The sequence below is a fragment of the Streptomyces atratus genome (genome assembly GCF_040655115.1).
In the GTDB taxonomy this organism is placed as follows: domain Bacteria; phylum Actinomycetota; class Actinomycetes; order Streptomycetales; family Streptomycetaceae; genus Streptomyces; species Streptomyces atratus_D.
This window is the reverse complement of sequence record NZ_JBFAJH010000049.1, coordinates 35,672-55,992: the sequence shown is the minus strand read 5'-3', so window position 1 is coordinate 55,992 and position 20,321 is coordinate 35,672. Positions and strand designations below refer to the sequence as shown.

The window sequence follows — 20,321 nt, the reverse complement described above, 5'->3', positions numbered from 1 at the left end:
AGGGGCAGATCTTCGTCAAGGGCGAGATCATCAAGACCGTTCCCGAGTCGAAGATCGTCGAGACGCTCATCGAAGAAGCCCTGAAGATCGCCGAGCAGATGGAGAAGGACGGCATCGCCTCCGGCGAGCCCGAGGTCTCCATCAGCTGAGACCGAAGTGGCTGAGGCCGAATTGACCGAGGCCGAATTCCCGCTCCAGTGACCGTGCCCCGTCCGACGAACAAGCCGTCGGGCGGGGCACGGTCGTGAGAGACCTCACGGTGGCCCGTGGATGCTGTTGACGGGCATGGGGCGGCGCCTGCCAGCCTCTTTCGGTACAGTGCGGAAATCAGCAGACCGCATGGTGAGGCCCCCTTGTGTTGACGCAGACCACCACCCGGGTCCTCGAACCCAGTGACCTCGGCGCCGCACTCGCCATCCTGGAGAGCGACCCCGTCGCCAATGCTTTCGTGACATCCCGGGTCCACATCGCAGGGCTCGATCCGTGGCGCCTCGGCGGTGAGATGTGGGGCTGGTACGCGGACGGCCGGCTGCGTTCGCTCTGCTACTCCGGCGCCAATCTCGTACCCATCTGTGCCACCCCCGAGGCCATCAGGGCGTTCTCCGACCGGGCCCGCCGGGCCGGCCGCCGCTGCTCCTCGATCGTGGGTCCCGCCGAGCCCACCGCCCAGCTCTGGCGGCTGCTCGAACCGGGCTGGGGTCCCGCCCGCGAGGTCCGGGCCCGCCAGCCGCTCATGGTGACCGAGAGCCCCGCCGCCGGCGTGACGCCCGACCCGCTCGTACGCCGCATCCGCAAGGACGAGATAGAGGTCCTGATGCCGGCCTGCGTGGCGATGTTCACCGAGGAGGTGGGCATCTCGCCGATGGCCGGTGACGGCGGACTCCTCTACCAGGCACGCGTCGCCGAACTCATCGGCACCGGCCGCTCCTTCGCCCGCATCGAGGACGGCAAGGTCGTCTTCAAGGCGGAGATCGGCGCCGCCACCCCGCAGGCCTGCCAGATCCAGGGCGTCTGGGTCGCCCCCGAACACCGCGGCCGCGGCCTCTCCGAGACAGGGATGGCAGCGGTCCTGCGCTATGCGCTGGCCGATGTCGCACCGGTCGTCAGCCTGTACGTGAACGACTACAACACCGCGGCCCGCAGGGCATACACCCGGGTCGGCTTCCGTGAGGTCGGCGCGTTCATGAGCGTGCTCTTCTGACCGGGACGAAGCGGCCGCGGCCGAGAACGGCACGGCCTCGCCGAAGTGCGCGCTCGACGCCGCCGTCGTCAGCGCTCCTCCCCGTCACCGCGAGCACTCCTGACACGTACCCCACAGCCCGGTGCGGACAGTAGGGTTCGGCGCATGGCAGCTGATTCAGGGGGCGGCGCCCACACCCCGCATGTTCTGGTCGGTCCGATCGATCTCGCCGCGCGGGTGGACGAGGCGCTTGCCGTGCAGGCCGTCGCCTTCGGCCTCGGCCGGGACGAGGTCGAGGTACGCCGCCGTATCGTCCTCAGACACCTCGAGCACCCCCGCTCCCGCGCCCTCGGCGCCACCACCGAGACCGGCCGGCTCGTCGGGTTCGTCTACGGCATGCCCAACGAACGCGGCCACTGGTGGTCCACCGTCGTCGAGCCCTATCTGCGAGCCACCGGCGCCGAGGACTGGCTCGACGACTCCTTCGTGATCACCGAACTGCATGTCCATCCGGAGTTCCAGAAGCGGGGGATCGGCCGCGCGCTGATCACCACCATCACGGACGCCGTCGACCAGCCGCGCTCCATCCTCTCCGCCATCGACACGGAGAGCCCGGCACGTGGTCTGTATCGCACACTCGGCTACCGGGACCTGGCCCGGCAGGTGCTGTTTCCCAGCGCTTCCAAGCCGTACGTGGTGATGGGAGCACCTCTCCCGCTGCGCCGCCGGGACCGGGGCTGAACCAATCGATTTCCGCCCGCCCCCGCCACCCGGCTAACCTCCTGCACATCACCCTTCCGAGCAGGAGTTCATCATGGCCCAGGTCCAGCGCATGTCCCGATTGATGATCAAGACACTGCGCGACGACCCGGCGGACGCCGAGACGCTCAACCACAAGCTGCTCGTCCGGGCCGGTTACGTACGCCGCACCGCGGCCGGCATCTGGACCTGGCTGCCCCTGGGCAAGAAGGTCCTGGAGAACATCACCCGCGTCGTGCGCGAGGAGATGGACGCCATCGGCGGTCAGGAAGTCCTGCTGCCCGCGCTGCTGCCCAAGGAGTCGTACGACGCGAGCGGCCGCTACGACGAGTACGGCGACCTGCTTTTCCGGCTCAAGGACCGCAAGGGCGCCGAGTACCTCCTCGGCCCCACGCACGAAGAGATCTTCACCCAGGTCGTCAAGGATCAGATCACGTCCTACAAGGACCTGCCCGTGATCCTGTACCAGATCCAGACCAAGTACCGCGACGAGGCCCGCCCCCGCGCCGGTGTGCTGCGTGGCCGTGAGTTCCAGATGAAGGACTCGTACTCCTTCGACACCACGGACGAGGGCCTCATCGAGGCCTACCAGCTGCACCGCGCCGCCTACATCCGCATCTTCGAGCGGCTCGGTCTCGACCACCGCATCGTCTCCGCGGTCTCCGGAGCCATGGGCGGCTCGGCGTCCGAGGAGTTCCTGGCGCCCGCCCCGGCCGGTGAGGACACCTTCGTCGACTGCCCCGCCTGCGACTACGCGGCCAACACGGAGGCCGTGACCTTCAAGGCCACCCCCGCGGACGGCTCGGCACACGGCCCGGTCGAGGAGCTGGACACCCCCGACACCCCGACCATCGAGACGCTCGCGGCGCACCTCGGTGTCCCGGCCTCCGCGACGTTGAAGAACCTCCTGGTCAAGGTCGACGGCGAGATCGTCGCCGTGGGCGTACCCGGCGACCGCGAGGTCGACCTCGGCAAGCTCGGCGAGCACCTCGCACCCGCCGTGGTCGAGCTGGTCACCGCAGAGGACTTCGAGGGCCGTCCCGACCTGGTGCGTGGCTACGTCGGCCCGCAGGGTCTGGAGAAGGTCCGCTACATCGCCGATCCGCGCATCGCGCCCGGCACCGCCTGGATCACCGGCGCCAACAAGCCCGGCACCCATGCGAAGAACGTCGTCTGCGGCCGCGACTTCGAGGTCGACGACTATCTCGACGTCGTCGTGGTCGAGGCGGGCGACCCGTGCCCCAAGTGCGGCACCGGCCTCAAGCTGGACCGTGCCATCGAGATCGGCCACATCTTCCAGCTGGGCCGCAAGTTCGCGGACGCGTTCCAGCTCGACGTGCTCGGCCAGAACGGCAAGCCGGTGCGGGTCACCATGGGCTCGTACGGCATCGGCGTCTCCCGCGCTGTCGCCGCACTCGCCGAGCAGACCGCCGACGCGCAGGGTCTCTGCTGGCCCCGCGAGATCGCCCCGGCCGATGTCCATCTCGTCGCCGCCGGCAAGGCGCTCCAGACCGAGCTGGCTCTCGACGTCGCCGAGAAGCTCGGCGCCGCGGGCGTGCGGGTCCTGGTCGACGACCGTGCGGGCGTCTCGCCCGGTGTGAAGTTCACCGACGCAGAGCTGATCGGTGTTCCGCAGATCCTGGTCGCGGGCCGCCGCTCGGCCGAGGGCGTCCTGGAGCTCAAGGACCGCCGTACGGGCGAGCGCGAGGAGCTCACGGTCGACGAGGCGATCGCCCGTCTCGTCGCCCAGGGCTGACACACAAAATCGCCGAAGGCCCCCGCGCTGTCCGACAGCGCGGGGGCCTTCGAGCCTGTCGGGTGACCTTCGATCGGAGAGCGGACGCGGCATGGTGCGTGCGATTCCAGGGCGCCGGGATAGCCTTGGACGGGGTCTCCCCTGCTCGAACGAAGCTGAGAGCTTGGGGAAGGAGCTACCAGGGCATTTCGGCAACGCCGGAAGTGTGCGTGCCAGGGCGTGGCCGCCCGGTCAGAGGTCACCCGACAGGCTCTGAGGCCGTTCTGCGGGGCCGGGGCGCTACAGCCAGCCCGCGAACTCCAGCGACAGTTCGCCTTCCTGACGACGGCCGGCGGTCAGCGCACGGGTGCCCGACTCCACCGCACGGAACAGCGTCCAGCCGTGCAGCCGTTCGCGGTCCACGTCCAGCGAATCCGCGAGCTTGTTGATCCGGCGACGGGCTGTCACGGGGCCGCCCGGGGAGGCGATGAGGTCCTCCACCCGGTCCCGTACCAGCCGCGCCAGGTCATAGGCACGCTCGCCGACCAGCGGCTCGGGGCCGACCGTCAGCCACGGCGCCCGTTCCCCCGCCAGCACCTTGCTCTGGCGGAAGTTGCCGTGCAGCAGCAGGACTTCGGGGGAGTGGGTGACGAGCTCGTCCCGCGCGGCCAGGGCCGCGGAGACCAGTGGTTCGAGCGTCGGGTCGGCTGCGGCTGCGGTCCGCATCGGTCCGGTGCACCGGCCGGTCCGCTCGGTGACCGTTTCGAAGGAGTGCCCGCTGGGTGGCTCGACCCACAGCCGTCGCACCGTACCCGCCGCCTCCAGGAGCGCCTTCGCCTCCGGCAGCGAGCGCAGCGACACCTCGGGATGCAACCGTTCCAGCAGCAGTGCGTCGCCGCCGGAGCCGAGAAGCCGCACCGCTCCCCAGCCGTTCCAGTGCGCCAGCGCCGCCTGCTCCAGGTCGGGCGCCGCCCCGGCCGGAGCGATCTTCAGCACGGCCGGGGTGCCGTCGGCGCGGCGCACCAGCAGAACCAGGCTGCTGCGCCCACCGGGGGCGGCCATACGCTCGACAGTCAGCTCCGGCCCGTTGGCGGACAGCGACTCGTCGATCAGCTCGGGGAGCCGCGCGAGCCAGTCGGCGGCGGCCGTGTCCCCGTACACCTCGCCGAGCGCTCGCACCAGACGCTGCGGCGGTTCGAAACCCATACGTGCTGTGTTCCCTTTCAGAGACTTCATGAGTGCGTCGGACCCGTCCCGGCCCTCGCATCGGTCACGTCCGTCGGACCGGTCCCGGCCTTCGCTTCGGTCATGCCCGTCGCACCGGCCCCGTGGGCCCGTCCGCTCAGGCGGTGCCGTCGGCGGACCGCTCGGTGAGTCCGGGAAAGGTTACGCCGCTGCCCCGCCAGCGAACCGCACGCACCGCGGCCTCCCGGAGTGCGTCTGCGGCCTCTTGCCTGAGCGGCCCCCCGGCAGCCCGTACGAGATCGGAGTAGACGCCCGCGATCCGGTCCTCCAGCGCGGCGGCGAGTTTCACCGCCGCCGCCGAATCCGGCACCGCGAACGGCAGAGCGTACGCGGACTCCGCCGCCACCGGCTCACCGCCCAGGTCACGCACGGTGCGCACGAGCGCGTCGCGCCGGGCCCGGTGCTGGTGGTAGGCGGCCGTCGCCTCGGCCCGGCGACCGTCGGCGACGCGGCCGCCGACCACCCCGTACCCGTACACCGCAGCATGCTCGGCGGCGAGAGATGCCTGCGCCGCCTGCAGCGTCTGCGCACTCATGACGAGGTCTCCTTGGCCAGTTCGGTCAGCAGGTAGGCATGGGCTGCGTCGGCGGCCGCGATCGACGCGAGCAGCCGGGCCAGCTCGGGCGGCGCTGTCAGGAGCGTCGCCGTATGTGCGTCCGCGGTGCGGCGTTCCGCCGCGGCCAGTTCCTTGACGGCGGTCTTGGCGTCGGCGGCGGGAGAACTCGAAACGGGGGGCGAACCCGAAGGGGTGGGCGAACCCGAAGCGGCCGGTGCCCGGTCCGCGCCGCGCAGCGCAGCCGTGCCCGTGGTTTCGCCGGCACCCGTCCGCACCGTCTTGTCCGCCCCGGGCGACAGCGCCTCCATATGGGCCCGTACGGCGTCCCGCAGCGGTGCGAGCCCGGCCGCGGTCGACGGATGGGCCGTGACGACCTGCTCGTACCGGGCGAGCAGGGTGCCGCTCGTGCGCGCGGCTGTCATCCGCAGCGAGCTCTCGGCCTTCGCCGCCGCCTCCCGCGCGTCGGCCGGCGCAGAACCCTTTCGGCCCTCGCCGCTGTCACCGTCCCCGCAGCCGGCCAGCGCCGCCACCAGGGCGATCGCCCCCGTTACGGTGAGGGCACCCCTGCGCGTCGTCCCCGTGCGCCGCACCTGTTCTCCTTCGGGCGTTGATCTGTCCTGACTGGATCTGTCCTGAAGTGATCACTGCAGGCGAGCGTACCTGCGGTTGAGCAGCCGACGGACGGCAACACCCCTCGGGACCGGATACCCTTTGACCTGACACGCGATGAACCACACAACAGCACACGCGGCCGAGGAGTCACCCGGATGAGCACCACCCAGAGCGAAAGGCTGCGCGGGCTGCTCGAGTCGCTCGTCAGCGCCAAGCAGCTGGATCTTGAAGAGATCGAGGTGTCCCGGGCCGGCCGCCGACGTGTGCTGCGTATCGTCGTGGATTCCGACGAGGGCGTGGAGCTCGACGCCTGTGCGGAGCTGAGCCGCGCGATCTCCGAGAAGCTCGACGAGACCGACGCGATGGGTGAGGACGAGTACGTCCTCGAAGTGAGCTCTCCCGGTGCCGACCGTCCACTGACGGAGCACCGCCACTACGTGCGCGCCACCGGCCGCCTGGCCAAGCTGCAGCTGCATGAGGGCGGCGAGCTGGTCGCCCGTATCCTCGCTGTCGACGAAGAGGGGCTCGACCTCGAAGTGCCGGGCGTCAAGGGGCGTAAGCCCACGTCCCGCCGGGTCCCCTTCGACGGGATCGCCAAGGCGCGCGTGGAGATCGAATTCAACCGCAAGGACAAGAAGGAAGAGGAGGCGTAGCCGTGGACATCGATGTGAAGCTCTTGAGGGGCTTGGCACAGGACAAGGAGATCCCCTTCGACGTGCTCGTCGAGGCGATCGAGTCGGCCCTCCTCATCGCCTACCACCGCACCGACGGGAGCTACCGCCGTGCGCGCGTGGAGCTCGACGAGCGCGGCCATGTGACGGTGTGGGCGAAGGAGGACCCGGCCGACCTCGAAGAGGGCCAGGAGCCGAAGGAGTTCGACGACACCCCGTCCGGCTTCGGCCGGATCGCCGCGACCACCGCCAAGCAGGTCATCCTGCAGCGGCTGCGCGACGCCGAGGACGACAGGACGTTCGGCGAGTACGCGGGCCACGAGGGTGATGTCGTCACCGGTGTCGTCCAGCAGGGCAAGGACCCGAAGAACGTCCTGGTCGACATCGGCAAGCTGGAGGCGATCCTGCCGGTGCAGGAGCAGGTGCCGGGCGAGGAGTACAGTCACGGGCTGCGGCTGCGTACGTATGTCGTGCGGGTCGCCAAGGGCGTCCGCGGTCCGTCCGTGACCCTCTCCCGGACGCACCCCAACCTGGTCAAGAAACTCTTCGCGCTGGAGGTCCCGGAGATCGCCGACGGTTCCGTCGAGATCTGCGCGATCGCCCGCGAGGCCGGCCACCGCACCAAGATCGCGGTTCGTTCGACCCGCTCGGGTCTCAACGCCAAGGGCGCCTGCATCGGCCCGATGGGCGGCCGTGTGCGTAATGTCATGGCCGAGCTGCACGGCGAGAAGATCGACATCGTGGACTGGTCGGACGACCCGGCCGAGATGGTCGCCAACGCACTGTCACCCGCCCGGGTGAGCAAGGTCGAGGTCGTGGACCTCGGGGCGCGGTCCGCCCGGGTCACCGTCCCCGATTACCAGCTCTCGCTCGCCATCGGCAAGGAGGGCCAGAACGCCCGCCTCGCCGCCCGCCTCACCGGCTGGCGCATCGACATCCGCCCCGACACCGAGACCGACGCCGAGCGGGACATCGCCGACCGTGAGCGGGCCGAGCGCGCCCAGGACCGGTCCGAGCGCGGCTGAACCGGTACGGAACCGGCCGACGCCGGTCCGAGCAGTGGACCGGCGCCTGCCCGGACGATGGACGGAATCGGTCCGGAGACCGGCCGGGCCCGAGTCCGGAGTGCGGGACCGATGCCGGTCCCGGGGAATAGATCCACGCGGAATGCCGCTGAGATCACGACAACATCCGTTCGATTCTTGCCCCAAAGGGGTGAGGTCGGTGCGGGGAGGTAGACTTAACCGTGTCTGGCCGGACGCACGCCCGCGCTTGCCCCGAACGAACCTGTGTGGGATGCCGGGAGCGAGCGGCCAAGAGCGAGCTGCTGCGCATCGTGGTGGATGAGGACGCATGCGTCCCCGATCCTCGCGGTACGCTGCCCGGCCGGGGTGCATATATGCACCCCGTCACTGTCTGTCTCGATCTGGCGGTTCGCCGTCGGGCATTCCCCCGGGCCTTCAAGGCCATGGGGCCGTTCGATTCCGCGGCACTGCAGCGGTATGTCGAGCGGGTGACACCGTAAGAAACTAGAACGGCACGGGACCCCGTGCGGTCAGGTACCTCGCGAGTTGGAAGTAGGTCGAGATTGCGATGAGCACTCGATGAGTACGCGATGAGTACGCCCATGAAGTAGCGACGGTCCGGCGGTAACCCGGACCTAAAAGGAGCGAAGTGGCTAAGGTCCGGGTATACGAACTCGCCAAGGAGTTCGGCGTCGAGAGCAAGGTCGTCATGGCCAAGCTCCAAGAACTCGGTGAATTCGTCCGTTCGGCGTCCTCGACGATCGAGGCGCCGGTTGTACGCAAGTTGACTGACGCACTGCAGGGGCCCGGCGGCAACGCCGGCAAGTCCGCTGCGAAGCCGGGCGCGCCCCGCAAGGCCGCGCCCGTAAGGCCCGCAGCGCCCTCCCCGGCAGCTGCGGCACGTCCCGCTGCCCCGAAGCCCGGCGCCCCGGCCCCCAAGCCGGCCGCAGCCGAGGCACCCGGCAGCACCCCTTCCGCTGCCGCGCCTTCCGCGCCGTCGGCGGGCCCGCGTCCGGGCCCCAAGCCCGCGCCGAAGCCCGCTCCGGTCACCCCGGTGCCCGCGGCAGAGTTCTCCGCTCCGGCCCCGGCTCAGCCGGCCACGCCGCAGCAGGCCCCGCGTCCCGCGGGTGCCACCCCCGGTCCTCGCCCCGCCCGTCCGGCCGGCGGTCAGCGTGACGGCGGCCGTGGTGGCGAGCGCGACGGTGGCCGTGGCGGCGACCGTCCGGCCCGTCCCGCAGGCCAGGGCGCCCCGCGCCCCGGCGGCGCACGTCCGGCCGGTCCCCGTCCGGGCAACAACCCCTTCACCTCCGGTGGCTCGACGGGCATGGCCCGTCCGCAGGCACCCCGTCCCGGTGGCGCCCCGCGTCCCGGTGGCGGCCAGGAGCGTCCCGGCACCCCGCGTCCGCAGGGCGGCCCCGGTGGCGCACAGACCGGACGGCCCCAGGGCCCCGGCGGTGCCCGTCCGACTCCGGGCGGCATGCCCCGTCCGCAGGCTCCGCGTCCGGGCGGTGCGCCCGGTGGTAACCGTCCGAACCCGGGCATGATGCCGCAGCGTCCCGCTGCCGGCCCGCGTCCCGGTGGTGGCCCCGGCGGTGGCCGTGGTCCCGGTGGCGGCGCAGGCCGTCCCGGCGGCGGTGCTGGTCGTCCCGGCGGCGGCTTCGCCGGTCGTCCGGCCGGTCCCGGTGGCGGTGGCGGCGGTTTCGCCGGTCGCCCCGGTGGCGGCGGTGGCGGTGGCGGCGCAGGCCGTCCCGGCGGTGGTGGCGGCGGCTTCGGCGGTCGTCCCGGCTTCGGTGGACGTCCCGGCGGCCCCGGTGGCCGTGGTGGCACACAGGGTGCGTTCGGCCGTCCCGGCGGTCCCGCGCGTCGTGGTCGCAAGTCGAAGCGGCAGAGGCGCCAGGAGTACGAGGCCATGCAGGCCCCGTCGGTGGGCGGCGTCATGCTGCCCCGCGGCAACGGACAGGCCGTCCGTCTGTCGCGCGGTGCCTCCCTCACCGACTTCGCGGAGAAGATCAACGCCAACCCGGCGTCGCTCGTCGCCGTGATGATGAACCTCGGCGAGATGGTCACCGCCACGCAGTCGGTCTCGGACGAGACGCTGAAGCTGCTGGCCGAGGAGATGAACTACGTCCTCGAGATCGTCAGCCCCGAGGAGGAGGACCGCGAGCTGCTCGAGTCCTTCGACATCGAGTTCGGCGAGGACGAGGGCGGCGAAGAGGCTCTGGTCTCGCGTCCGCCGGTCGTGACCGTCATGGGTCACGTCGACCACGGTAAGACCCGACTGCTGGACGCGATCCGCAAGACGAACGTCGTTGCGGGCGAGGCCGGCGGCATCACGCAGCACATCGGTGCGTACCAGGTCTCCTCCGAGGTCAACGGTGAGGACCGCAGGATCACCTTCATCGACACCCCGGGTCACGAGGCGTTCACCGCCATGCGTGCCCGTGGTGCGAAGTCCACCGACATCGCGATCCTCGTGGTGGCGGCGAACGACGGTGTGATGCCCCAGACGATCGAGGCGCTGAACCACGCCAAGGCGGCCGACGTGCCGATCGTGGTCGCGGTCAACAAGATCGACGTCGAGGGTGCCGACCCGACCAAGGTGCGCGGTCAGCTCACCGAGTTCGGTCTGGTGGCCGAGGAGTACGGCGGCGACACGATGTTCGTCGACATCTCCGCCAAGCAGGGCCTCAACATCGAGGCTCTTCTGGAGGCCGTCGTCCTCACCGCCGACGCCTCGCTCGACCTGCGGGCCAACCCGGAGCAGGACGCGCAGGGTATTGCGATCGAGTCCCACCTCGACCGCGGCCGCGGTGCCGTTGCGACCGTCCTGGTCCAGCGAGGCACGCTGCGGGTCGGCGACACGATGGTGGTCGGCGACGCGTACGGCCGAGTCCGCGCGATGCTCGACGACAAGGGCGAGAACGTCGAGGAAGCGGGTCCGTCGACCCCCGTCCTCGTCCTCGGTCTCACCAATGTCCCGGGCGCCGGCGACAACTTCCTGGTCGTCGACGAGGACCGTACGGCCCGTCAGATCGCCGAGAAGCGTGCCGCCCGTGAGCGCAACGCCAACTTCGCCCGCAAGGGTGTCCGGTTCTCCCTGGAGAACCTGGACGAGGCGCTCAAGGCCGGTCTGGTCCAGGAACTCAACCTCATCATCAAGGGCGACGCGTCCGGTTCGGTGGAGGCTCTCGAGTCCTCGCTGCTCCAGCTCGACGTCGGTGACGAGGTCGACATCCGGGTCCTGCACCGCGGTGTGGGTGCGGTCACCGAGTCGGACATCGACCTGGCGACCGGCTCCGACGCCATCGTGATCGGCTTCAACGTGCGCGCCGCAGGGCGTGCGCAGCAGATGGCCGAGCGCGAAGGTGTGGACGTCCGGTACTACTCGGTCATCTACCAGGCGATCGAAGAGATCGAAGCGGCCCTCAAGGGCATGCTCAAGCCGGAGTACGAAGAGGTCGAGCTCGGTACGGCGGAGATCCGCGAGATCTTCCGCTCGTCCAAGCTGGGCAACATCGCCGGTGTGCTGGTCCGGTCCGGCGAGGTCAAGCGCAACACCAAGGCGCGCCTGCTGCGCGATGGCAAGGTCATCGCGGAGAACCTCAACATCTCCGGTCTGCGCCGCTTCAAGGACGACGTCACCGAGATCCGCGAAGGCTTCGAGGGCGGTATCAACCTCGGAAACTTCAACGACATCAAGATCGACGACGTCATCGCGACATACGAGATGCGCGAGAAGCCGCGAGGCTGACCCGTACCTCAACAGTCGGGGCCGGTCGACGGGTCATAACTCCGTCGATCGGCCCCGGCCGTTCCGTGTACGGTTCTTGTGTCCCTGCCAAGCGCTGGTAGGGCGCGAACCCGAACCGGCGGGACATCCGGGCATCCATGTATGTGGGGACACTGTCCTTCGATCTGCTCCTCGGCGACGTACGGTCGTTGAAGGAGAAACGCTCCATCGTCCGGCCGATCGTCGCCGAACTCCAGCGCAAGTACGCGGTGAGTGCGGCGGAGACAGGCGAACAGGATCTCCATCGCAGGGCCGAGATCGGTCTTGCCGTGGTCTCCGGGGACACCGGACACCTCACGGACGTACTGGACCGGTGCGAGCGGCTGATCGCCGCCCGGCCCGAGGTGGAGCTGCTGTCGGTTCGACGGCGGCTGCACAGCGACGAAGACTGAACAACGTCAGAACTGCTCGACGTGGAATCGTCCGACGCGGAAGCGCAGGACGCCGGAAGCGTCGGACCGTAAGCAACCCAGAAGGAAGAGTGACGGACCGGTGAGCGACAACGCGCGGGCCCGAAAGCTGGCCGATCGCATCCAGGTCGTGGTCGCGGAGACCCTGGACCGGCGTATCAAGGATCCGCGGCTCGGATTCGTGACGATCACGGACGCCCGGGTCACCGGCGACCTGCGGGAGGCCACGGTCTTCTACACGGTCTACGGCGACGACGAGGAGCGGGCGGCCTCCGCCGCGGCGCTGGAGAGCGCCAAGGGCGTGCTCCGTTCCGAGGTCGGCCGGCAGACCGGGGTCCGGTTCACGCCGACCCTGGCCTTCGTCCCCGACGCCCTGCCGGACAACGCACGCACCATCGAGGACCTCCTCGACAAGGCGCGGGCCAAGGACGCGGAGGTGCGCGAGGTGTCGACCGGTGCGAAGTACGCGGGCGACGCCGACCCATACCGCAAGCCGGAGGACGCCACCGACGAGTCCGACGAGAACGAGGGCTCAGCCTCCGAATGACACAGCAGAACAGGACGCCCGGTCAGAGGAGCGGGAGCGAAGCGACCTCGGGCAAGGGTGGCGGCGGGCGAAGGGAGGGCGGTCTTGTCATCGTCGACAAGCCGTCCGGCTTCACTTCGCACGACGTCGTCGCCAAGATGCGCGGCATCGCCCACACCCGCCGCGTCGGCCACGCCGGCACGCTGGACCCGATGGCGACGGGCGTTCTCGTGCTCGGCGTCGAGAAGGCCACCAAACTTCTCGGTCACCTCGCGCTGACCGAGAAGGAGTACCTCGGCACGATCCGCCTCGGCCAGGACACCGTCACGGACGACGCGGAGGGCGAGATCACGTCGTCCACCGACGCTTCGGGCGTCACGCGTGAGGGCATCGACGCGGGTGTCGCGGCACTGACCGGCGCGATCATGCAGGTGCCGTCCAAGGTCAGCGCCATCAAGATCGGCGGCAAGCGGTCGTACGCACGGGTGCGCGGCGGTGAGGAGTTCGATATCCCGGCCAGGCCGGTGACCATCTCGTCCTTCAACGTCTACGACGTCCGCGAGGCGGTCGCGGAGGACGGGACCCCGGTCGTCGACCTGGTTGTCTCCGTCGTCTGTTCCTCCGGTACGTACATCCGTGCCCTCGCCCGCGATCTCGGCGCCGGGCTCGGCGTCGGCGGGCATCTGACCGCGCTGCGGCGCACCCGCGTCGGTCCGTACGGTCTCGATGCTGCGCGGACACTCGATCAGCATCAGGAGAAGCTGACCGTGATGCCGGTCGCGGAGGCCGCCGCCTCGGCGTTCCCACGCTGGGACGTGGACGAGAAGCGGGCCAGACTGCTGCTGAACGGCGTGCGGCTGGACATGCCCTCGTATCCGCCGGGGCCGGTCGCCGTCTTCGGGCCCGACGGGACCTTCCTGGTGCTCGTCGAGGAGCAGAAGGGCAAGGCCAAGAGCCTGGCCGTCTTCGCCTGACGGGACGGGTTCCGCCGGTCGCGGATCCGGATTCCCCTCGTGGAGCGGGCAGCCCCCGTGCCCGCTCCACGATCCCCCTGTGGTGTCTGTCCACCGGAACTCGCCGATTCACCTGAACGGGCAGGCGCTCGGAGTGACTCGGGGTGCACTTGGGGGCGCTTTTTCTCCGAGTGGCTCTCGCGCCGATCATCGCCGACCTCGCGTCGGACCATGGAGAGGCCGGTCAACGCTGGTACGTATCTGCGATCCGGCCGGCCGGGTGCGGGAAACCGGGTTCGTCGCGGACGACTGCGGCACGGTCGTGACCGGTCATGAAGCGGTCGACGGGATCGCCCGACTTGTCCTGTACGGAACAGGCGACCGGAGCCGCTCCGTGGGGGCCGAGGCGATCACCGCGCTTCCCGAGCTGGACCTCGCACCGGTGCGCACCGGGGGCTCGATGTACTCGGTGTGGAGCCGCCGATCGTCCCGCGGGAGCGGATCGAGCCCGGTACGTACGTATCGCCGTCCATGGGTGGCGGGAGGCGCGGGTGCTGGGCGTGGTGCCGGTGACGTACGGCGCGGCCGGTCGTGCGCACCGGGTCGGCGCCGCCCTGGAGCTGGCGCTCGGCACGGACGGCAGTGACGCGCTGCGGCTGCGCGGCGCGGCCATCGGCGGACCCGTGCTCGATCCGGAGACCGGCGCCGTCTTCGCGATGCTCGGCACCGCCCTGCGCGCCGCACACGCTGCCGCCGGATTCGCGGTGCCGCTCGCGGCCGGGGGTGAAGGGCCGCTGGGTGCCCTGCTGCGGCGCAACGCGACGCGCGTCCCCGGGTACGGGCATGACCTCAACCTTGCGGGCGCCCTGCAGCTCACCGCGATGTCGATCGGTTCGGCGGGCGGCCCCAGCGCCTGGCCCGACCCGGTCGAACGCCCGCACACCACTGCGGAGTTCACGGCGTTCACGGCCGCCGGGGAGCGTCCCGACGTCGTCCTCGGCCTGGTCGGACTGCCGGGTACCGGCCGCACCGCCGAACTCGCCGCCCGCCGCTCCGACCCCGCCCTCACCGTCTGGCCGCGCAGCGCCGACCTGCTGGCCGAGGACACCTCGGTGGCCGACGCGATCGCCCGTACGCCCGGACAGGCCGGGTGGATCGTCAGCGCGGCCGGGGCAGGGGGGACATGGCGACCGCCACCCCCGAGCGAGTGGCACGGCTCGCCACGGACTCGGGAAGCCCGCTCCTCCCGGCCCGGCAGTCGTCGGGCACTGCCCAGTGCGGAACGAACAGTTCCGGCGGCGTCGCGGGAGCCCCGCACCCTGCCCGTACCGCGTCATGGGATCGGCCCGGTGTCCAGGCGCTCCTGCTCCTGGGCCGCCGACAGGGCTCCGCCGCGTTCGCCCGCCGGCTCACCGATCTGATCGAGGCGATGGACCGGCAGCCGCCGCGGCAGATCGATCCGGTCCGCCTCGGGCAGCCGCAGCCGCAGCCGCAGCCGCCGCCAGAACCGAGCGCCGGACGATGCGCCCCGCGAGCAGCCGTGCCACCTCGAGGTACGGCTGATCACCGGGTGGCCGGCCGATGCCACGCGGGAATGGGCGGCGGTCATCGGCCCCCGCGCGCGGCGGACCGTGGAGGCGGTGTCCACCGCGATGCCGATGCCGATGCAGGCCGCAGGTCGCGGGCATGGCAGTCTTAGACCTGCATAAGAGGTACACCCACGTACACAGGTTCGGGCGAGGAGCGGTCAGAGTGCAGCGCTGGCGTGGCTTGGAGGACATCCCCCAGGACTGGGGACGCAGCGTCGTCACCATCGGCTCCTACGACGGGGTGCACCGCGGGCACCAGTTGATCATCGGCAGAGCAGTCGACCGGGCGCGCGAGCTCGGCGTGCCGTCGGTCGTCGTGACCTTCGACCCGCACCCCAGCGAGGTCGTACGGCCCGGCAGCCACCCGCCGCTGCTCGCCCCGCACCACCGGCGGGCGGAGCTGATGGCCGAGCTGGGCGTGGACGCGCTGCTGATCCTGCCGTTCACCACCGAGTTCTCGAAGCTGGCACCTGCCGACTTCATCGTGAAGGTGCTGGTCGACAAGTTGCATGCGCAGCTCGTCATCGAGGGGCCCAACTTCCGTTTCGGTCACAGGGCAGCGGGGAATGTGCAGCTGCTCAGCGAGTTCGGTGCGACGTACGACTACGGCGTCGAGGTCAACGATCTGGTTCTGAGCGGCGAGGCGGGCGGCGGCGAGCCGTTCTCCTCCACCCTCACCCGCAGGCTCGTCGCCGAGGGCGATGTGGCGGGCGCCGCCGAGGTCCTGGGCCGCCCGCACCGGGTCGAGGGCATCGTCGTCCGCGGCGCTCAGCGCGGCCGTGAGCTGGGCTTCCCGACGGCGAACGTGGAGACCCTGCCGCACACCGCGATCCCTGCCGACGGCGTGTACGCGGGCTGGCTGAACGTGGACGACGAGGCGATGCCCGCCGCGATCTCGGTCGGCATGAACCCGCAGTTCGACGGCATGGAGCGGACGGTCGAGGCGTACGCGATCGACCGCGTCGGTCTTGATCTGTACGGGCTCCATGTCTCCGTCGACTTCCTCGCGTACGTCCGCGGGATGAAGAAGTTCGACTCGATAGACGACCTGCTGGTGGCGATGGCCGCCGATGTGAAGCGGGCCGGCGAGCTGATCGCGGCGCACGACCGCGGCTGACCTTCCTCGGGTACGCCTCCGGCCGGGACCGCGGACAGCGGTCCCGGCCGGAGGCGTACCGGGCACGGGTCGGCCTACACCTCCACGCCGGCCATCGCGTGCGCCCAGTGGCACGCCACCTGCGTCTCCCCGCCGCCCGCGAGCACGGGAAGATCCTTCGTACGGCAGGCATCCGCCACCCCCGCCCGCTCGGCCTCGCCCGACGCGAGGACCTGACAGCGGGCATGGAACCGGCAGCCGGACGGCACCTTCGACGGGTCCGGCGGCTCGCCGGTGAGGATCACCGGATCGCCCTCGGCCTCCGGCAGCACCGACAGCAGTGCCTGGGTGTACGGATGCTGCGGAGCCGTGAGGATCTGCTCGACATCGCCCGTCTCCACGATCCGGCCGAGATACATCACCGCGACCCGGTCGGCGATGTTCCACGCCAGCCCCAGGTCGTGCGTGACCACCAGCGCGGACAGTCCCAGTTCCTCCCTCAGCCGCAGCAGCAGGGCCAGGATCTCGCCGCGCACCGAGGCGTCGAGCGAGGCCACGGGTTCGTCGGCCACGATGAGTTCCGGTTCCAGGACGAGGGCGCCCGCGATCACGACGCGCTGGCGCTGACCGCCCGACAGCTCGTGCGGATAGCGCAGGAAGAACCGCTCGGGAGGCCGCAGCCCCGCCCGCGACAGCGCGTCCGCGACCGCCGTCCGCTCGTCACGCGCGTACCCGTGGATTCGCAGGCCTTCCGCGACCGCGTCGTACACCGTGTGCCGCGGGTTGAGTGAGCCGCTGGGGTCCTGCAGTACCAGCTGGACCCGCTTGCGGTACGCCTTCAGGGCGCGGCCCGAGTAGTCGAGCGGCGTGCCGCCGAACGTGACCCGGCCGGACGTCGGAGGGACGAGCCCCAGCAGGGAGCGCGCCAGCGTCGTCTTGCCGCACCCGGACTCGCCGACCAGCGCGACGATCTCGCCGGGCCGGATGTCCAGGTCGACACCGTCCACCGCGCGCGCTGTCGCGGCTCCGCGTCGGCCGGGGAAGGCGACCTTCAGATCCTCCGCGCTGAGCAGGGGAGTGGGGGTGGTCATGTTGTGCTCCTTGCTTCCTCGGCACCCTGCCGGGGCGCGGCGCCGGCCGCCCCCGGCTCCACCAGCACACAGGCGGCCCGCCGCAGGGCATCGGACTCCCGCAGCTCCTGGTCCTGCGTGGTGCAGGAGTCCAGCGCCACCGGACAGCGCGGGTGGAACGTGCAGCCGGCGGGCAGCGCCGACGGGTCCGGCGGATCGCCGGGCAGCCCGCGGGGCGCGAACCGGGACGCGGGGTCCCCGATGCGCGGGAACGCGCCGGACAGGGCCTTGCTGTACGGATGGTGAGCGTCCTCGTAGACCGCGGACGCCGGGCCCTCCTCCACGACCCGGCCCGCATACATCACCGCGAGCCGGTCGCAGGTGTCGGAGAGCACGGCCAGGTCATGGCTGATCATGATCAGACCCAGGTCCTCTTCGGACACCAGCTGCTCGATCAGGCGCAGGATCTGCGCCTGGATCATCACATCGAGGGCGGTCGTCGGCTCGTCGGCGATGATCAGACCTGGGTCGCAGGCGAGCGCCATCGCGATCATCACGCGCTGCCGCTGCCCGCCGGAGAGCTCGTGCGGATAGGCGTCGGCCCGGGCGGCCGGCAGCCCCACCTGCTCCAGGAGTTCGCCGACCTTCTTCTTCGCCCCTGACGGCGTGGCCTTCCTGTGCAGCAGGATCGGCTCGGCGATCTGTTCCCCGATGCGGTGCACGGCATTCAGCGAATGCATCGCGCCCTGGAACACGATCGAGGCGCCTGCCCAGCGCACGGCCCTGACCTGGCCCCACTTCATGGTGAGGACGTCCTCGCCGTTCAGCAGGATCTGGCCGGAGACCTTCGTCCCGGCGGGCAGCAGCCGCAACAGTGCCAGCGCCAGCGTGGACTTGCCGCAGCCCGACTCCCCGGCGATGCCGAGCTTCTGGCCGGCGTCGACGGTGAGGTTCACGCCACGGACCGCGCGGGCACCGCCGGCGTACGTGACCGAGAGGTCGCGCACGTCCAGCAGGGGCGCTTTCTGTGTGCTCGGTGTGTTCAACGGGCCACCCCCAGCCTGGGGTTGAGGACGGACTCGATCGCGCGGCCGCACAGAGTGAACGACAGGGCCACCAGGGCGATGGCGACACCGGGCGGTGCCAGGTACCACCAGTCGCCCGCGCTCACCGCGCCCGCCTCGCGTGCGTCCTGGAGCATGCCGCCCCAGGAGGTGACGGTCGGGTCGCCGAGGCCGAGGAAGGCGAGCGTGGCCTCGGTGAGGATCGCGCTGGAGATCACGAGCGTGGTCTGTGCGAGCACCAGCGGCATCACGTTCGGCAGCACATGACGGGTCATGATGTGCCCGTGCCCGCCGCCCAGCGCGCGGGCGCGCTCGATGTACGGGCGTGACTCCACGGCGAGCGTCTGGGCGCGGACGAGCCGGGCCGTGGTCGGCCAGGTCGTGACGCCGATCGCGATGATGATCGTCCAGATGGAGCGGTCCATCACGGTGGCGAGCGCGATCGCGAGAACCAGGGTCGGCATCACCAGGAACCAGTCGGTGACGCGCATCAGAACCGTCGAGTACCAGCCGTGGAAGTGGCCCGCGACGATCCCGACGATCGTGCCGATCGCCACGCACAGGAACGCGGCGAGCAGCCCCACGGTGAGCGAGACGCGCGCGCCCCACACCAGGAGTGCCAGGACGCTGCGTCCGAACTGGTCGGTACCGAGCGGGAATTCTCCGCTGGGTGATTCGAGGGCGCCGCCCGGTGCGGCGGTGACGCTCTGCGAGTCGGGGCCGGCCAGCGTGGGCGCGAACACGGCGATCAGCGCGATCAGGACGAGCCCGGCCAGCCCCCACAGGCCACCCCGGTGCGTGCGGTACTCCCGCCAGAAGCGGGCCACGGACTGGCGCTTACGGGCCCGGGCGAGGGCGCGCGGGTTCGTGGTCACGCCCGCCTCGTTCTGCACGGGCAATGGTTCGGTCGTCATCGGCCCACCCGGGGATCGAGCAGCGGATACAGCACGTCGGCGAGGGTGTTCGCCAGGATCACCGCAGTGGCGAAGACGAAGAACAGTCCTTGGACGAGGGGAAGGTCGGGAACGCTCAGCCCCTGGTAGAAGAGACCGCCCAGACCTGGCCAGGAGAACACTGTCTCGACCAGGATCTGGCCCGCCACCACTTGCCCCAGATTCACGAACATCAGCGTGAATGTCGGCAGCATCGCGTTAGGGACGGCGTGCTTGCGCCGTACGACGTCGTCACGGAGCCCCTTTGCGCGGGCCGTCGTCAGATAGTCGCTGCCCATCTCGTCGAGGAGCGAGGAACGCATCACGAGAAGCGTCTGCGCATAGCCGACCGCGACCAGTGTGATCACCGGAAGGACCAGGTGATGGGCGACATCGATGACGTACGCGAAGCCGGTCTCCCCGCCCGACTCCAGGCCCCCCGTCGGGAACATGCCGGGGATCGGGCCGATGCCCACCGAGAAGACGATGATGAGCAGGAGACCGAGCCAGAACGACGGCACCGAGTAGAGGGTGAGCGCGAACGCGGTGTTGAAGCGGTCGCTGCGGGAGCCGTTGCGCCAGGCGGTACGGGTGCCCAGCCAGATGCCGAGCGCCGTGTACAGGACGTACGCCGTGCCGGTGAGCAGCAACGTCGCCGGGAGCGCCTCGGAGATCTTGTCGATGACGGGGGCGTGGAACTGGAACGAGGTACCGAAGTCCCCGGTCAGCGCGTCGCCCACGTAACTCGTGAACTGCTTCCAGAGCGGCTGGTCGAGGCCGAACTGATGTCTGAGCGACTCCAGCTGCTCGGCGGAGACGCGGCGGCCGCCGGTCATCTGCTTCACAGGGTCGCTGGGGATGAGCCGGAAGAGGAAGAAGCTGGTGACCAGAACGGCGAACAGCGAGACGACCGCTCCCGCGATCTTGGCTGCCACGTACTGGAGATAGGCCTTGGTGTTGCGCGCCCGTGGGCCGCGGGCGGCCGACGGCCCGGCCGGAGCCGGGCCGTCGGTGTCCGCATCCGCGTTCCGCACGAGCGCCGGAGTGCTGTCAGCTGTCATGAGGGAACTCTCGCTACTCGTGCTGCACGTGGAGGGACCGGCAGGGG

The 20,321-nt window shown here is 70.6% G+C and carries 18 protein-coding genes and 2 pseudogenes; 13 read left to right on the top strand and 7 right to left on the bottom strand.

The annotated features are described in order from the left end of the window. From AB0I23_RS33690 to AB0I23_RS33675, 4 genes and pseudogenes are all read left to right on the top strand, one after another. Window positions 1-149 (top strand): annotated as a pseudogene (locus AB0I23_RS33690) (flavodoxin-dependent (E)-4-hydroxy-3-methylbut-2-enyl-diphosphate synthase); the annotation flags it as partial. Between the two features lie 206 nt (window positions 150-355). Continuing rightward, entirely contained in the window at window positions 356-1,201 is an 846-nt protein-coding gene (locus tag AB0I23_RS33685; protein ID WP_359115155.1) for a GNAT family N-acetyltransferase, read from the top strand. A gap of 144 nt (window positions 1,202-1,345) precedes the next feature. After that, complete coding sequence (locus AB0I23_RS33680; protein ID WP_359115152.1) at window positions 1,346-1,921, top strand: GNAT family N-acetyltransferase; 576 nt, start codon at window positions 1,346-1,348, stop codon at window positions 1,919-1,921. Between the two features lie 73 nt (window positions 1,922-1,994). Then, on the top strand, window positions 1,995-3,695 hold the full coding sequence (locus AB0I23_RS33675) for a proline--tRNA ligase (RefSeq protein ID WP_359115149.1): 1,701 nt from the start codon (window positions 1,995-1,997) through the stop codon (window positions 3,693-3,695). Between the two features lie 279 nt (window positions 3,696-3,974). Here the strand turns inward: AB0I23_RS33675 and AB0I23_RS33670 are convergent, their stop codons facing one another. The 3 genes from AB0I23_RS33670 to AB0I23_RS33660 form a co-directional block, all read right to left on the bottom strand. Then, window positions 3,975-4,880: an aminoglycoside phosphotransferase family protein gene (locus AB0I23_RS33670; RefSeq protein WP_359115147.1), complete on the bottom strand. Its 906-nt coding sequence runs from the start codon at window positions 4,878-4,880 to the stop codon at window positions 3,975-3,977. A gap of 136 nt (window positions 4,881-5,016) precedes the next feature. Beyond that, entirely contained in the window at window positions 5,017-5,454 is a 438-nt protein-coding gene (locus tag AB0I23_RS33665; protein ID WP_359115145.1) for a ferritin-like domain-containing protein, read from the bottom strand. Continuing rightward, window positions 5,451-6,065 carry a hypothetical protein gene (locus tag AB0I23_RS33660; RefSeq protein WP_359115142.1) on the bottom strand — a complete coding sequence of 205 codons (615 nt, stop codon included), beginning with the start codon at window positions 6,063-6,065 and terminating at the stop codon, window positions 5,451-5,453. The genes AB0I23_RS33665 and AB0I23_RS33660 overlap by 4 nt, the downstream gene beginning before the upstream one ends. 177 nt (window positions 6,066-6,242) lie before the next feature. On the opposite strand from AB0I23_RS33660, the gene rimP reads away from it, so the two are divergent. The 9 genes and pseudogenes from rimP to AB0I23_RS33615 all read left to right on the top strand — a co-directional run bounded on the left by rimP (window position 6,243) and on the right by AB0I23_RS33615 (window position 16,168). Further along, entirely contained in the window at window positions 6,243-6,740 is a 498-nt protein-coding gene (rimP, locus tag AB0I23_RS33655) for a ribosome maturation factor RimP (RefSeq protein WP_359115140.1), read from the top strand. 2 nt (window positions 6,741-6,742) lie between these two features. Next, complete coding sequence (gene nusA, locus AB0I23_RS33650) at window positions 6,743-7,783, top strand: transcription termination factor NusA (RefSeq protein ID WP_359115138.1); 1,041 nt, start codon at window positions 6,743-6,745, stop codon at window positions 7,781-7,783. 221 nt (window positions 7,784-8,004) lie between these two features. Next, window positions 8,005-8,283 (top strand): YlxR family protein, encoded by a 279-nt coding sequence (locus tag AB0I23_RS33645; protein WP_359115135.1) that lies wholly within the window; start codon window positions 8,005-8,007, stop codon window positions 8,281-8,283. Between the two features lie 149 nt (window positions 8,284-8,432). Beyond that, complete coding sequence (infB, locus tag AB0I23_RS33640) at window positions 8,433-11,534, top strand: translation initiation factor IF-2 (protein ID WP_359115132.1); 3,102 nt, start codon at window positions 8,433-8,435, stop codon at window positions 11,532-11,534. Window positions 11,535-11,671: 137 nt separating this feature from the next. Next, window positions 11,672-11,965 carry a DUF503 domain-containing protein gene (locus AB0I23_RS33635; RefSeq protein WP_359115129.1) on the top strand — a complete coding sequence of 98 codons (294 nt, stop codon included), beginning with the start codon at window positions 11,672-11,674 and terminating at the stop codon, window positions 11,963-11,965. 100 nt (window positions 11,966-12,065) lie between these two features. After that, window positions 12,066-12,530 carry a 30S ribosome-binding factor RbfA gene (gene rbfA / locus AB0I23_RS33630; protein ID WP_359115126.1) on the top strand — a complete coding sequence of 155 codons (465 nt, stop codon included), beginning with the start codon at window positions 12,066-12,068 and terminating at the stop codon, window positions 12,528-12,530. Beyond that, a complete protein-coding gene (gene truB, locus AB0I23_RS33625; RefSeq protein WP_359115124.1) occupies window positions 12,527-13,483 on the top strand; it encodes a tRNA pseudouridine(55) synthase TruB in 957 nt (318 codons plus the stop codon). Before rbfA ends, truB begins: the two co-directional genes overlap by 4 nt. A gap of 229 nt (window positions 13,484-13,712) precedes the next feature. Next, window positions 13,713-14,708: pseudogene (locus AB0I23_RS33620) on the top strand (serine protease); the annotation flags it as partial. A gap of 506 nt (window positions 14,709-15,214) precedes the next feature. Next, window positions 15,215-16,168 carry a bifunctional riboflavin kinase/FAD synthetase gene (locus AB0I23_RS33615; RefSeq protein WP_359115122.1) on the top strand — a complete coding sequence of 318 codons (954 nt, stop codon included), beginning with the start codon at window positions 15,215-15,217 and terminating at the stop codon, window positions 16,166-16,168. Window positions 16,169-16,242: 74 nt separating this feature from the next. On the opposite strand, the gene AB0I23_RS33610 is transcribed toward AB0I23_RS33615, so the two are convergent. Genes AB0I23_RS33610 through AB0I23_RS33595 form a run of 4 tightly spaced genes read right to left on the bottom strand, consistent with a single transcriptional unit; the run spans window position 16,243 to window position 20,274 of the window. Continuing rightward, window positions 16,243-17,238, bottom strand: coding sequence for an ABC transporter ATP-binding protein (locus AB0I23_RS33610; protein ID WP_359115119.1), 996 nt, complete (start codon window positions 17,236-17,238; stop codon window positions 16,243-16,245). Beyond that, entirely contained in the window at window positions 17,235-18,263 is a 1,029-nt protein-coding gene (locus AB0I23_RS33605) for an ABC transporter ATP-binding protein (RefSeq protein WP_359115116.1), read from the bottom strand. Before AB0I23_RS33605 ends, AB0I23_RS33610 begins: the two co-directional genes overlap by 4 nt. Next, window positions 18,260-19,195: an ABC transporter permease gene (locus AB0I23_RS33600; protein ID WP_359115114.1), complete on the bottom strand. Its 936-nt coding sequence runs from the start codon at window positions 19,193-19,195 to the stop codon at window positions 18,260-18,262. Before AB0I23_RS33600 ends, AB0I23_RS33605 begins: the two co-directional genes overlap by 4 nt. Next, window positions 19,192-20,274, bottom strand: coding sequence for an ABC transporter permease (locus tag AB0I23_RS33595; RefSeq protein ID WP_359115111.1), 1,083 nt, complete (start codon window positions 20,272-20,274; stop codon window positions 19,192-19,194). Before AB0I23_RS33595 ends, AB0I23_RS33600 begins: the two co-directional genes overlap by 4 nt. Between the last annotated feature and the right edge of the window lie 47 nt (window positions 20,275-20,321).